Annotated in this window: 16 protein-coding genes; 12 read left to right on the forward strand and 4 right to left on the reverse strand. The window is 33.7% G+C overall.

All coding sequences use genetic code 11. From position 1 onward, the window contains the following. Positions 1-48: 48 nt before the first annotated feature. Complete coding sequence (locus tag HMPREF2864_RS08070; RefSeq protein WP_002493108.1) at positions 49-960, reverse strand: COX15/CtaA family protein; 912 nt, start codon at positions 958-960, stop codon at positions 49-51. Between the two features lie 235 nt (positions 961-1195). Between HMPREF2864_RS08070 and cyoE the strand changes: the two genes are divergently transcribed. From cyoE to HMPREF2864_RS08090, 4 genes are all read left to right on the forward strand, one after another. Then, positions 1196-2107 (forward strand): heme o synthase, encoded by a 912-nt coding sequence (cyoE, locus tag HMPREF2864_RS08075; RefSeq protein ID WP_002493104.1) that lies wholly within the window; start codon positions 1196-1198, stop codon positions 2105-2107. A 25-nt stretch (positions 2108-2132) separates the two neighbouring features. Continuing rightward, complete coding sequence (locus HMPREF2864_RS08080; protein ID WP_002478353.1) at positions 2133-2594, forward strand: DUF420 domain-containing protein; 462 nt, start codon at positions 2133-2135, stop codon at positions 2592-2594. Between the two features lie 186 nt (positions 2595-2780). Then, a complete protein-coding gene (locus HMPREF2864_RS08085; RefSeq protein WP_070545182.1) occupies positions 2781-3836 on the forward strand; it encodes a CAP-associated domain-containing protein in 1056 nt (351 codons plus the stop codon). Between the two features lie 16 nt (positions 3837-3852). After that, on the forward strand, positions 3853-4287 hold the full coding sequence (locus HMPREF2864_RS08090) for a YlbF/YmcA family competence regulator (protein WP_037545946.1): 435 nt from the start codon (positions 3853-3855) through the stop codon (positions 4285-4287). An 87-nt stretch (positions 4288-4374) separates the two neighbouring features. Here HMPREF2864_RS08090 and HMPREF2864_RS08095 read toward each other — a convergent pair whose 3' ends face one another. Beyond that, on the reverse strand, positions 4375-5301 hold the full coding sequence (locus HMPREF2864_RS08095; RefSeq protein WP_070545180.1) for a glycerophosphodiester phosphodiesterase family protein: 927 nt from the start codon (positions 5299-5301) through the stop codon (positions 4375-4377). A gap of 158 nt (positions 5302-5459) precedes the next feature. Here HMPREF2864_RS08095 and HMPREF2864_RS08100 point away from each other — a divergent pair, with 158 nt between their 5' ends. Beyond that, on the forward strand, positions 5460-5711 hold the full coding sequence (locus HMPREF2864_RS08100; protein WP_002459394.1) for a YlbG family protein: 252 nt from the start codon (positions 5460-5462) through the stop codon (positions 5709-5711). 16 nt (positions 5712-5727) lie between these two features. Here HMPREF2864_RS08100 and HMPREF2864_RS08105 read toward each other — a convergent pair whose 3' ends face one another. Beyond that, entirely contained in the window at positions 5728-6117 is a 390-nt protein-coding gene (locus HMPREF2864_RS08105; RefSeq protein ID WP_002459393.1) for a DUF7147 family protein, read from the reverse strand. A gap of 68 nt (positions 6118-6185) precedes the next feature. Here HMPREF2864_RS08105 and rsmD point away from each other — a divergent pair, with 68 nt between their 5' ends. Then, positions 6186-6737, forward strand: coding sequence for a 16S rRNA (guanine(966)-N(2))-methyltransferase RsmD (gene rsmD / locus HMPREF2864_RS08110; RefSeq protein ID WP_002478348.1), 552 nt, complete (start codon positions 6186-6188; stop codon positions 6735-6737). Beyond that, positions 6730-7212 (forward strand): pantetheine-phosphate adenylyltransferase, encoded by a 483-nt coding sequence (gene coaD / locus HMPREF2864_RS08115; RefSeq protein WP_002459391.1) that lies wholly within the window; start codon positions 6730-6732, stop codon positions 7210-7212. Before rsmD ends, coaD begins: the two co-directional genes overlap by 8 nt. 71 nt (positions 7213-7283) lie before the next feature. On the opposite strand, the gene HMPREF2864_RS08120 is transcribed toward coaD, so the two are convergent. Beyond that, positions 7284-8417, reverse strand: a complete 1134-nt coding sequence (locus HMPREF2864_RS08120; RefSeq protein ID WP_002459390.1) for a nucleotidyltransferase — start codon at positions 8415-8417, stop codon at positions 7284-7286. A gap of 126 nt (positions 8418-8543) precedes the next feature. On the opposite strand from HMPREF2864_RS08120, the gene HMPREF2864_RS08125 reads away from it, so the two are divergent. From HMPREF2864_RS08125 to pheT, 5 genes are all read left to right on the forward strand, one after another. Then, positions 8544-9095: a YceD family protein gene (locus HMPREF2864_RS08125; protein ID WP_002459389.1), complete on the forward strand. Its 552-nt coding sequence runs from the start codon at positions 8544-8546 to the stop codon at positions 9093-9095. 85 nt (positions 9096-9180) lie between these two features. Continuing rightward, a complete protein-coding gene (rpmF, locus tag HMPREF2864_RS08130) occupies positions 9181-9354 on the forward strand; it encodes a 50S ribosomal protein L32 (protein WP_002435373.1) in 174 nt (57 codons plus the stop codon). A 254-nt stretch (positions 9355-9608) separates the two neighbouring features. Next, complete coding sequence (locus HMPREF2864_RS08135) at positions 9609-10349, forward strand: TrmH family RNA methyltransferase (protein ID WP_002459388.1); 741 nt, start codon at positions 9609-9611, stop codon at positions 10347-10349. Positions 10350-10740: 391 nt separating this feature from the next. Further along, a complete protein-coding gene (gene pheS / locus HMPREF2864_RS08140) occupies positions 10741-11799 on the forward strand; it encodes a phenylalanine--tRNA ligase subunit alpha (RefSeq protein WP_002459387.1) in 1059 nt (352 codons plus the stop codon). Beyond that, the gene (gene pheT / locus HMPREF2864_RS08145) at positions 11799-14201 is read left to right on the forward strand and encodes a phenylalanine--tRNA ligase subunit beta (RefSeq protein ID WP_070545177.1); all 2403 of its coding nucleotides are present in this window, start codon (positions 11799-11801) and stop codon (positions 14199-14201) included. The genes pheS and pheT overlap by 1 nt, the downstream gene beginning before the upstream one ends. Positions 14202-14335: the final 134 nt, after the last annotated feature.

Genomic DNA, 14335 nt, shown 5'->3' on the forward strand with positions numbered 1-14335 from the left:
CTTTTTTACATTGTTTAAGAACTTAATGTCCCAGACCCTTTTTTAAAATTATAAATGTGAGCTGCGAATTGTTCGAAGCATTAACATAATAAAGTATGCAATCATACCAAACAGTATCGTAATAAATAATGCGTGGAATAAAGCTATAATTAAATTAACGTGCGTAATGATTGAAAGTGCACCAGTCACAACTTGTAAAATAATAAGTATAAATGCTGCAGTGTAACCATAACGAACCGTTCTATTTTCTGAATAATTCTTAACGGCATGAATAAAGGTAATTAAAATCCATGTAAAAGCAATCAATGCCATACCTCTATGAACAAATTGTACCCATTCTTGTTCACCATGTGGCATAATATGATCGAATGGAACTGGCCACGCTCCATAAGCTAGACTTGCTTTGGTATGGCGTACTAAAGCACCAGTATAAATTGTAAGATAAACGATAATCGTCATAATCCAAGTTAATGTTCTTAGTGGTTTTTTGATATATAATTCATCAGCTTCGTATTTTTGGTCTACTTCAAAAACAATCAACATTAAGACAAAAACAGATGAGAAACTAATTAAAGAAATACCAAAGTGTAATGCTAAAACATAAGAATTTTGTTGCCAAATAACGGCTGCTGCGCCCACTAATGCTTGTACAAGTAAAAAAGCGACACTGATAATACATAGTGGCTTCACTTCTTTGATATAACCAATATTTTTCCATGCTGTAATAACAAGCCATAAAACAATGATTAAAGATAAACCTGACATTGCTCGGTGACTTAATTCAATAATCGTTGCGATTGGTAAATTTTCTGGTAATAAAGCACCGTGACATAGTGGCCATGAAGCACCACAACCATCTTCAGAACCAGTTTTTGTTACTAAAGCCCCACCTAATTGTACAAACCCCATAATTATGGCAGCTAGTACGGATAACCATTTAAGGTTTTTTTGTTTAAACAATTTTATACACCCCATCATTAAATAATAGTTAGCCTAAATTATACCTCGGATGACTATAATTTAATGTCCATATTTCTATTCTAGCCATTATTTCAATTATACATCATTCATAGTGTTTTCAAAAAGAGAGTTTTTGAATGTCGATAAAGTGTCACAAATAATTTTTTATTCAACTGGTCAATTTACTATATTTAATATATCATAGTACTATATGGAAATTTTAAGGAGGGGGCATATGAATAAAGAACAGACTTTATCACACACTTCAAGTCGCGTTTCTTTCAAAGAATTACAACAAATAATTAAAATGGGTCTTGTTCAAGGTAATTTGATTCCTGCATTTGCGGGTGCTTGGCTTGCAGTCGTTATGACTAGCCATTCCTTCCTATCATCGATTCCACAAATTATATTAATGATAATAGGGTCGACTTTGATTATGGGGGGCGCTTGTGCAATAAACAACTACTACGATCAAGATATAGATCGTATTATGCCAAGTAAACAAAACCGACCGACCGTTAATGATAGAATTTCAGATAGAAACTTAATGCTATTAAGCTTCGGAATGATGTTAGTGGGGGAAGCTTGTTTATTTTTATTAAATATTCCAACTGGTGTGCTAGGTCTTGTAGGTATAGTTGGTTATGTATCATTTTATTCTATTTGGTCTAAACGTCATACAACGTGGAATACTGTAGTAGGTAGTTTTCCTGGTGCAGTACCTCCATTAATTGGATGGGCAGCTATTGACGGACAATTAAGTCTTGCTGCTTTTGGACTATTTTTAGTGGTATTTTGTTGGCAACCAATTCATTTTTACGCTTTAGCAATTAAAAGAAAGGATGAATATGCATTAGCCAACATTCCAATGTTACCATCCGTTAAAGGTATCAAAAGAACGCGTGTTAGCATGTTCTTTTGGCTTGTTTGTTTATTGCCTTTACCATTCTTCTTCACTAATTTAGGTACTACATTTATTGTTTTAGCTACTTTATTAAATTTAGGATGGCTTTTCATTGGTTTGACAACATTTAAAAAGGATACAGACCAAACAAAATGGGCTACAAAAATGTTTATATACTCGCTCAATTATTTAGTAGTATTTTTCGTAATGGTTGTTGTAGTTTCATTAATTAAAATGATATAAAATACTGAAGGCAAGGATGAAATTTATGAATGTACCTATTCTACCTACGATTAGTACGAGTTGTATTGTAATTAGTGCCATTTTAATTGCCATCGGTTGGTGGCAAATTTGGCATAGGCATGTAAATGCTCATAAGAAAACAATGTTATGGGCTGCTGTATTCGCATTAACGTTCTTTATTATTTATGCAACACGTACTGTGTTTATAGGTAATACGGACTTTGGTGGTCCCGATTCATTGCGACCATTTTATAAAGGTTTTTTATTTTTCCACATAAACCTAGCTACATTAGGTGGTATTGGTGGTTTAGTACAGATTATTACTGCTTTTAAGGATAAATTTAATATTCATAGAAAAATTGGTCCTACAGCATCTGTTATTTGGTTTTTGACAGCTATTACAGGTGTTACGGTGTATATACTACTTTATGTATTATATCCAGGCGGGGAGACGACGTCGGTAATTAAGGCAACGTTAGGATTATAATCTCAATACAACTGGGCTATAGGGGCTCTATTAACTGGTGAAACTTGTTGTTTTACCAGTTTTTTATCTACTTAATTGAATATTACGATTAAATTAAAGTACAATAAAAGCCGAAGTCCTTATATAAAATGTTTTGTAGTCTAAAGTATCAATTTTTATAATATATTATTAAGTAAGAGGTGAAAGATAATCAAATTATTATTGAAAATATTAGGTGTCGTGCTGTTAGTAACATTTTTAATATATTTATTTTATTCACCTCGATTACAATTTGATGTATTAGAAAATCCAAATAAATCTACTAATACGAGTCGTTCAGATCAAAGTGCACATCAAAACAATCAAAAAGATGATGGAAATCCTAAGCCTAAAGAAGGGATTGGCACTTGGATAGGAAAAGACATCTCTTATTTAACTAAAAAGTTTGGACAGGCAGATCGGTCATATCGATATAGTGATCATTATAAAAACTATGTTTTTAAACAACAAGATGCTTATTATGTTGTATTAGTTAGAGATAAGCGTATTAAATCGGTTTATGCTACGGGTGAAAATGCCAATGTTGCCCCTTTAAAAATTAATGATAGTGCAGCTAGAATTTTTGAGAATACGAGTATTAACCCTGATCCAACATTTAAAGTTAATAATAGGATATATCATTTTGAATTATCAGATGAAGATTTGAAAACTCAAACATTGATAAAATATGGTGAAAATTATGCTCAAGTTTATGTTGATCAACAAACGAATGATATTATGGGAATACGTTATTTAGATAAAGAGGCACTTGCACTTTTTAAACCTTATCGTTTAGAAGATGATGAACAATCATCGAAGTCTCGCATCAAGCATTCTGCAGATATTCCTTTTGAGCAAAACCCAAATCAGCTTATGACACTTTATGAAATAACTAATGAAATACGTAAACTAAAAGGAATTAAACCGATGCGTGTTAATAGTGATATTGCCCATATCGCCGCAATTAACTTATATGATGCAACAGATTCTGATAGTGTAGCATTTACTGAAGATACGTTACGAAATCAATTAGAGAATCAAAATATTGAATTTAAAACAACAAGTCAAAATGTTGGTTATGATTTTGATGATGTCCCAACACTCATCCATAGTTGGATGAATTCGGATATACATCGCTCAAGATTATTGAATAAAAAATACAATGAAATGGGTGGAGAAGTTATGAAAAATTACTACTCACTTATTTTTGTGGAAGATAAATAAAGGAGGTAGGCCAAAGATGTACACAGAAGAAATGGGTTATATTTTAGATGAAATCGAAAAGTTATCAGATATGGTTACTGATTCAGAAATATATTATCAGTTTAAAGAGGCTCAATTAAAGCTAAATCGTGATGATGAAGCACATCTCATGTATGAAGCTTTCTTAAAACATAAACATATGTATGATGAAGTCATGCGTTTTGGCCGATACCATCCTGACTATCAAACTATAATGTTAGAAACACGGCGTCGCAAACGTGCTTATGAAATGCTTCCGGTTGTGATGGACTATAAAGTTAAGGAAGTTAAGTTACAAAATTTAATAGATGAACTTATAAGCAAAATCGCACATGCAGTATCTGCAAATGTGAAAATTGAGGCAGGAAATCCCTTTTTCCAAACGGATGAGCATGGTTGTGCATCAGGAGGTTCATGCAAGTGCTCGTTATAAGTAGAATTAGAATATAATTAACATATATAGTAAAAACCTTCAAGTGAGACTATAGCAGTCAAACATTTGAAGGTTTTTCACGATATTTTATTTCATCGTTAATGAATCCTTAAATTGTTTTCCAAGATCAGGCCGATCTGTTACCAGTGTGTGTGCACCTTTTAAATATAAATCATGCATCATATCAATGCTATTAATACCGTAATATCCCGGTACAATATTAAGGGTATTTAACCACTGGATAAAGCGACGAGAAGTTAATGGTATGCCTTTGAAATGTGTTGGCATTTGGAAAGTATTTGCTTGTAGGTGAAAGCTACGTGCAGTGCCACTAAAGAACTTCAAAAATCCTTCTGCGACTTCCTTTTGACTAGCGCCAATTGCAACTGAATTTTGCGCTATTTTATTGAACCTGTCAATTTGTTTACTATAGAAGCTTGTAACTAATACACGGTCTTGCGCTTGATTATTTAAAATATCGTCAAACATCTTTTGTGGTGCAATAGATCCTTCATAGCTCCCTGGATGATCTTTTAAATCAACGTTAATTCGCATGTTTGGATATAATTTTAGTAATTCATCAAATGTTAGAATAGCTGTTTTCTCATGACCACGATAAGGTGTGGTTCCATTTATATCTGTAAAATGATAACCCGCATCCAATTTTTTTAATTCAGCTACAGTATGTTCGCTTACTTTACCTGAACCATTTGTGGTGCGATCAACTGTAGCATCATGAAAAACAATGAGTTTTTCATCTTTAGTAAGGCGTACGTCTGTTTCGAAACCATCTACATCAAAAGATACAGCATGGTCAAATGCAAGTTGAGTTTGCTCTGGTCTTACGGCCATGCCACCTCGATGTGCAAAAATATAAGGTGAACGTCCTTGGAAGAATGGTGGAATCGTCTTTGGCTGTTGTTGGGATTGTTGTCGTTTATAGAATAATAGGCCACTCATAATACCTATTCCAGCTAATCCCCAGTTTATTAAACGTTTATTTTTTATTGACATATATAGTGCCTCCTCAAAGGTATTAATATAAGCGTATCAAATTTATATATTAGGTAACAGTAAAGGTACTTTATTTCGTATTAGGACGAAGTTATTTTCTAAAATATTAAGACATGATATGATAATGAATGCATAAATAAATGGAGTGATGACAAACAATGAACTTAATACCTAGAACGAGTTTGACTGTTTATTTAAAACACATTAAACATGAGCGACAGCTGCGAAAATACGGACATATTGTTCATACAAATAAGCAAGAAAGATATGTCATTATTTATATTAATGAAGTTGATGCAGATGTAATTGTGCATAAGCTGATGCAAATGAAATACGTTCGGCACATTGATGCTTCGCCATATAAATACTTAAAGAAAACATATGAAAAAGAAAAGCACGAAACGCTTTAATTCAATAGTTTAAATATCATTGGAGTGGTGGTATCCAATTTTGTAAACGCAAAATGCTGATTAGATATTTAAAGTATAGGTCTAAATCGTGAAAGGCTTCGATAGGCTGAACATCAACACCAATCGTTTGAATATTATATTGTTCAGCTTTCTCATTAATCATCTGAAACTTTTTGTTACTTTCTGGATAAGGATAAGACATCGCATTAAGCATGATATACATAGCTTGAAAATGATGGCCTTCAGTAGGTTGCATAACGAGTGCTACAGATGATTGTTGCTTTTCAGATTCTGGCGTGTGGAAGTACATTATTTTATCTACACGAGCATGGTCATAATCTATCAGTGTTAAAAATTCAAACAGGTCAGTCAACCCTTCTCCAAGAACGATAAATGATTGTTTCATTAGTTAAGTAATTCTCCTTTTTTAATCAAATTATAGTAAAACACAAGATGAAATGGAAGTGTATTAACATGCGCGTGATAGCTGGTAAACATAAAAGTAAAGCACTTGAAAGTTTAGAAGGTCGAAACACGAGACCAACAATGGATAAAGTTAAAGAAGGCATTTTTAATAGTCTTCACAATGTAAGTGGACTTGGACTAGATTTATTTGCTGGAAGTGGTGCGCTTGGTATTGAAGGTTTGTCACGTGGAATGGATAAAGTAATCTTTGTTGATCAGAATTTTAAAGCAATCAAAGTAATTCAAGCGAATTTACAACAATTAGACTTAACAGAACAAGCTGAAGTATACAAAAATAATGCAGATAGAGCATTAAAAGCTTTAAATAAAAGGGATATTCAATTTGATTATATCTTTTTAGATCCGCCATACAATAAAGGACTTATAGATAAAGCTTTAATTCAAATTGAAACATTTAATTTGTTAAAAGAAAGTGGTATCATCATCTGTGAGTTTAGTCATCAAGAAGATATTGCTATACAATCATTCAAAGAGCTTAAACGCTATCATTATGGTTTAACAGACACGTTGCTGTTAGAAAAAGGAGATAAAAATGGGTAAGACAAAGGCAGTTATTCCAGGAAGTTTTGATCCAATCACGTACGGACATTTAGATATTATTGAACGTAGTGCGGGACGATTTGATGAATTACATGTTTGTGTGTTGAAAAATAGTAATAAAGCTGGCACATTTACGGTAAATGAACGCATTGAACTTATTGAGGAGTCTGTAAAACATTTATCTAATGTTCAGGTCCATCATTTTGATGGATTACTTGTTGATTTTTGTGATCAAATAGGTGCTAAAACAATTATTAGAGGCTTACGTGCGGTTAGTGATTTTGAATATGAATTGCGATTAACATCTATGAACAAAAAGCTTAATAGTGATGTTGAAACGATGTACATGATGACAAGTACAAATTATTCCTTCATTAGTTCAAGTGTTGTTAAGGAAGTAGCACAATATAAAGCAAATATAAGTGATTTTGTACCACCTAACGTAGCAACTGCATTGAAAGAAAAATTTAAATAATATGTAAACAACCCCTTCTGAAAGTACTATTTAACGAGCTTTCAAAAGGGGTTGTCATCGGTATAGCGCTATTATTTTCGAATAACAGGCGTGTTAAAATCATTTTGAGTACTATGGGTACATAAATTATAAAGTTGCGTAGCTTTAATTTCTTGCGTGAAAAAGGGCGCAGTTTTCTTTGTTATATTTGTGATATAATTTCGCTCTGGAAATTGTGCTTTTAGATACTTCAAATATTGTTGACCCTTGTTAGTCATGCCTAAAATACGAGCTGCTTTTATATTAGTAGGAACATCTTGTTGGCGTATATTGAGTACGATGTTCATTAAGGCACGTTGAATGTGCGTGTATGTATAGCGTTTCGTTTTAACGAGGGTTATGAAACTATCTAAATTGTGTGCTTTAGTTATCAATGATTGTAAACGATGTTCTAAGCCTTCATTGATTGTGTATATTTGTGCTAAGTCTTCCGATGATTGTGTAATTAAAGCATATTGAATATAAGGAAACAATGCTTCTTTTGTCATTTGTGGCTGCTCATAAAGATGCCACATGTGATTTGGTACAACTTGTTTCCAAAGTGCGTCATTTGAATTTAAAGCGTGACGAATTGCACTACCACTTGCCAATGTTTGGTGATCAATTGATGATTGATGATGATATGTACCTAAGCGTTCAATCGTCATAGCATTAATGTTTGGTGCAAAATTATGAATAGCTTTTAAATAACTAAGTCCTAAAATATTATTTGGAGTTTGTAAAATGTGATGTTGATTAAAATGGTCACTTAAAACACGTGGGTAACTTTTACCGTTATTGATTTGAGCCCTATACTTTGGATTTGTTTCAAATTGTTGAATATCTTGAGCTATTTTAGTCAACGCCTCAATATTGGCACTTTCACTACCAAATGAAATCGTATCTATGCCTAGATAATCGGCAAGCAATATACCGTATTTAGCAAAGTAATCTGATGAAGATAGACTGCCAATTATAGGAAGTTCAACAACTAAATCGACGCCTTCTAAGGCCATCTCGGCACGAATAAACTTATTGAATATTGCTGGTTCGCCACGCATTACAAATTGTCCGCTCATCAATGCAATGGTGACATCGGCATTGGACAGTTTTTTTGATTGTCGGGCATGATACAAGTGACCATTATGAAATGGGTTATATTCCGTTATAAGTCCAACACTTTTCATTTGCAATTCGTCCTTTCAGTATTCATCATAAGTATTGTAACAGATACTTTGATGTTAAGAAAAAATCTTGACAACTCTTGTAGAGAAAGTTAAAATAAATTTTGTGCTTGTTAGAGGTGAAGCCATATGAAATGGTCAATAACACAATTAAGAAAATATCAAGGTCAGCCCTTTGAATTTAATGAAACAGCGAAATTTGATCACTTAAAGGAATCGCTAGGTCTTATTGATTTGTCTGAGATTCATGTAGAAGGTCAACTTAATGTTAAGTCGAATGAAGTGATTGCAGATATGCATGTAACTGGGACATATACGATGCCATGTGCACGTACATTGGAACCAGTTGAAGTGCCACTAGATGTGACAACTTCGGAAGTATTTGATTTAGAGGGATATAATGATTATGCCGATGAAAGTGAGCTTGATGAACATTATCATCTAGCCACTGATGGTATGATAAACATTAAAGATATTGCAGAAGAGCTAGTCATAATTGAGAAACCCATGCGTGCATATTCTGATAACAGCAATCAGATGTTAACAGAAGGTAACGGCTGGGAAGTTATTGACGAAGATCAATTGATTGAACTTGCAAAGGGTGATGAAGATAAATCTTCGGAAACAATGCAAGTTGATCCTAGGCTTCAGAAATTACAACAATTATATGATAAAGAGTAATAGCAGATTACGTCTTGTTATAGTATAATTAGGAACTAATCTGACATTTAGAATTAACTGGCTTTAATATTAAGGAGGATAAATCATGGCAGTACCAAAAAGAAGAACGTCTAAAACGAGAAAAAACAAACGTCGTACACACTTCAAAATTTCAGTGCCTGGTATGACTGAATGCCCAAGTTGTGGCGAATACAAATTATCTCACCGTGTATGTAAAAATTGTGGTTCATACAATGGTGAAGAAGTTGTTAGCAAATAATTTTAGCATAGTGCTAAAATAATATGAATAATAAAGAAACCCAATGATGGCAACAAATCATTGGGTTTCTTTATGTGTTTTTATAAATACATTACAAGAATGGACTGCAGAATCATACTACGTAGTTTAAAAATAATTTGATACGATTGAAATGACAATCTTTATATTAATGTAACTGAATGTTCATCAACGTTGTGCTAATATATAGGACGAAGCATATAACAACCATAATTACATAAAATTGGAGAGTTTTAATGGAACAAATTACATCTGCACAAAATAGTAAGATTAAAAATGCAAATAAACTTAAAAAGAAACGTGAACGTGATAAAACGGGACAAGCACTCATTGAAGGTATTCATTTAATTGAAGAAGCTTATCAAAGTAATCTGACGATTAAACAATTATTTATTATTGAACCAGAGCGAACAGAACAAGCATTAATAGATTATGCAGAAGAAACATTTCAAATTAATATGAAAGTGGCAGAAACATTATCAGGTACAATTACACCTCAAGGATTCTTTGCAGTAATTGAAAAGCCAAACTATGATGTAACACATGCAAAACAAGTATTACTCATTGACCGCATTCAAGATCCTGGCAATTTAGGAACATTAATTCGTACAGCAGATGCTGCCGGTATAGACCTTATTGTTATGGAAAAGGGAACAGCAGATGCGTATCAGGATAAAGTGCTTAGAGCTAGTCAAGGTAGTGTCTTCCATATCCCTGTGGTGACTGCAGACTTACAAGGGTTTATAAAGCAGTTCGAAGGTCCTGTATTTGGTACTGCACTAGAAAATGCTGTGTCATATAAAAATCTTGACCCCCAAGAAACATTTGCACTGCTACTTGGTAATGAAGGGGATGGAGTAAATAACGCGTTGTTAGAACATACGACGAAAAATTTAATTATTCCAATTTATGGCAAAGCAGAAAGTTTAAATGTTGCAATTGCTGGAAGTATTTTACTTTACCACTTGAAAGGTTGACCCGTTTGTTTAAAATCGGCTATACTTAGATGTATATAATAAAGTATAGTGATGACAAGTACTCATAAAATTGAATGATAAACCAATAAAAAGACCTTAACTAGTAGAACGAATTGTGCAGGGAGAATAAGCGTGACTGAAACTTATTCCAATTTCGATTAGTTACTTTCATCTTTTTGGTTACTTAAAGAGATTTAAGTCGGAGCGCGTATCTTCGTTAACAATGCAGAACAAGTGTATGTAAAATAAAGTAAGGCTTAGCGTCTTATTTTATAATGACATAAATTTGGGTGGTACCACGGAAGACTTTCGTCCCAAGATATAGGGAGGTAAGTCTTTTTTTATGCTCGAAAACTAAGTTTAAAAATAAAAAGTGTGAGGTGTCATTTATATGACTCAGATGGATTCAATGGCGGAATTAAAACAACAAGCATTAGTTGATATTAATGAAGCTCAAAATGAACGCGAATTACAAGATGTAAAAGTTAAATATTTAGGTAAAAAAGGTTCAGTTAGTGCTCTAATGAAAAATATGAAAGATTTACCTAATGAAGAAAAACCTGCCTATGGTCAAAAGGTAAATGAATTAAGACAAACCATTCAAAATGAATTAGAAGAAAAACAAGCATTATTAAAACATGAAAAATTGAACCAACAACTTGCTGAAGAAACGATTGATGTTACATTACCAAGTCGTAAAATCAACATAGGTTCTAAACATCCTTTAACAAGAACGATTGAAGAAATTGAAGACTTATTTTTAGGTTTAGGTTATGAAATTGTTGACGGTTATGAAGTTGAACAAGATTATTATAATTTTGAAGCATTAAACTTACCTAAGTCACATCCTGCGCGTGATATGCAAGATAGTTTCTACATTACAGATGATATTTTAATGCGCACTCATACATCTCCAGTTCAAGCACGGACGATGGAAAAACGTAATGGTGTAGGCCCAGTAAAAATTATTTGTCCTGGTAAAGTATATCGACGTGACTCAGATGACGCAACACATAGTCATCAATTTACTCAAATAGAAGGGTTAGTCGTTGATAAACATATTAAAATGAGTGACTTAAAAGGCACATTAGAATTATTGGCTAAAAAGTTATTTGGGGCAGAACGTGAAATTCGTCTTCGCCCTAGTTACTTCCCATTCACAGAACCATCCGTTGAAGTTGATGTATCTTGTTTTAAATGTAAAGGTAAAGGCTGTAACGTATGTAAACATACAGGCTGGATTGAAATTTTAGGTGCTGGTATGGTGCATCCAAACGTACTTGAAATGGCTGGATTTGATTCGAATGTATATTCTGGCTTTGCCTTTGGTATGGGGCCAGATCGTATCGCGATGTTAAAATATGGTATTGAAGATATTCGTCATTTCTACACTAATGACGTACGATTCCTTGATCAATTTAAAGCTGTAGAAGATAGAGGTGAATTGTAATGTTGATTTCAAATGAATGTTTAAAAGATTATGTTGATGCAGGTGTAGCTATTGAAGATTTAGCAGAGCGTATTACTCGCACAGGTATTGAAGTAGATGACATAATCGACTATACCAAAGATATCAAGAACTTAGTTGTAGGATATATCCAATCTAAGGAGAAACATTCTGATGCAGACAAATTAAATATTTGTCAAGTAGATATTGGTGAAAAAGAAGCTGTTCAGATTGTATGTGGCGCACCTAATGTCGAAGCGGGACAACACGTTATCGTCGCTAAAGTTGGTGGACGCTTACCTGGTGGCATTAAAATTAAACGCGCTAAGTTGCGTGGCGAACGTTCAGAAGGAATGATTTGTTCATTACAAGAAATTGGTATTTCCAGTAATGTTGTTCCAAAAGCATATGAAAATGGTATTTTCGTTTTTACTGAACCAATTGAACCTGGGACTGACGCTTTAACAGCACTTTACTTAAATGACCAAGTGATGGAATTTGATTTAACACCGAATCGAGCTGATGCATTAAGCATGATTGGTACTGCATATGAAGTAGCAGCGCTATATAAAACTAAAATGACGAAACCTCATACACAAAGTGATGAAATTTCTGAATCCACATCAAATGAGTTATCAGTATCTATTGATAATCCTGAAAAAGTGCCATACTACAGTGCAAGAATAGTTAAAAATGTGACAATAGCCCCATCTCCAATTTGGATGCAGATGCGCTTAATTAAAGCAGGTATTCGTCCAATCAATAACGTTGTAGATATTTCTAATTATGTCTTATTAGAATACGGTCAACCATTACACATGTTTGACCAAGATCACATTGGCTCTAAAGAAATAATTGTGCGCCAAGCAAATGAAAATGAAACTATGACTACCTTAGATAATACAGAGCGTACCTTAGTAAATAGTGACATTGTTATTTCAAATAGCAAAGAACCAATCGCTTTAGCAGGCGTCATGGGTGGAGATTTTTCTGAAGTTACAGCAACAACAACAAATGTTGTAGTAGAAGGCGCTATCTTTGATCCGGTTTCTATTCGTCATACATCTCGTCGTTTAAACTTGCGTAGTGAAGCTTCTAGTCGCTTTGAAAAAGGTATTGCAACTGAATTTGTCGATGAAGCTGTTGATAGAGCATGTTACTTACTTCAAACATATGCAGATGGTAACGTATTACAAGGCCGAGTGTCTGCAGGTAATTTAGGTTCATTTGTGACACCAATTAAAATCACTGCTGAAAAAGTAAACAAAACAGTTGGATTTAACTTATCTTGTGGTGAAATAAAAGCTATTTTTGAACAATTAGGCTTTAAAACACAACAAAATGGTGACGAATTAACAGTCAATGTACCATCACGCCGTAAAGATATTACGATTAAAGAAGATTTGATTGAAGAAGTTGCACGGATATACGGATACGACAACATCCCATCAACAATGCCCGTTTTTGAAGATGTCACAAGTGGCGAATTAACAGATCGTCAGCATAAAACGCGTATAGTAAAAGAAACATTAGAAGGTGCTGGTTTAGACCAAGCAATTACGTATTCACTTGTTTCAAAAGATCATGCGAAAGATTTTGCTTTACAAACACGTCCAACAATTAGCTTATTAATGCCTATGAGTGAAGCGCATTCCACTTTACGTCAAAGCTTATTACCACATTTAATCGAAGCAGCTGCATATAATGTGGCGCGTAAAAATAAAGATGTCAAATTGTATGAAATAGGACGCGTTTTCTTTGGTAATGATGAAGGTGAATTACCAGAGGAGGTAGAATATTTGAGCGGCATATTAACTGGTGAGTATGTAGTTAATACATGGCAAAATAAAAAAGAAGCTGTTGACTTCTATATTGCCAAAGGCGTTGTAGATCGTGTCGCGGAAAAGTTAAATCTCGAGTTCAGTTATAAAGCCGGTGAAATTAGTGGGTTACATCCTGGTAGAACAGCAATCATATCTTTACAAGGTAAAGATATTGGTTTTATTGGCGAATTGCATCCACAATTAGCTGCGGAGAATGATTTAAATCGCACATACGTATTTGAATTAAACTATCATACTATAATGGAAGTAGCAGTTGGCTACATTAACTATAAACCAATCCCTAAATTCCCTGGAGTGACTAGGGATATTGCCTTAGAGGTCACAAGTGATGTTCCAGCATCAGTGTTGTTAGAAACAATCCATAGTAATGGTGATGATATTCTTCAAGATTCATTAGTATTTGATGTTTACGAAGGGGAACATTTAGGTGAAGGTAAGAAATCTATTGCGATTCGCTTGAATTATTTAGATACAGAAAATACATTAACAGATGAACGTGTCACAAAAGTACATGATAAAATTTTAGCAGCTTTACAAGCACAAGGCGCTGTAATAAGATAATTTGGCGAAAAGAGACAGACTGGGACACAAATCCTAGAAAAAATAGCCAGTAAATGAGCTTACAAAAACTCATTTACTGGCTATTTTATTGACAATACTTAATGGCTTCGCTTTCCTAGGGTGCCGTCTCAGCC

It is taken from the genome of Staphylococcus sp. HMSC059F04 (assembly GCF_001812565.1).
GTDB lineage: Bacteria > Bacillota > Bacilli > Staphylococcales > Staphylococcaceae > Staphylococcus > Staphylococcus lugdunensis.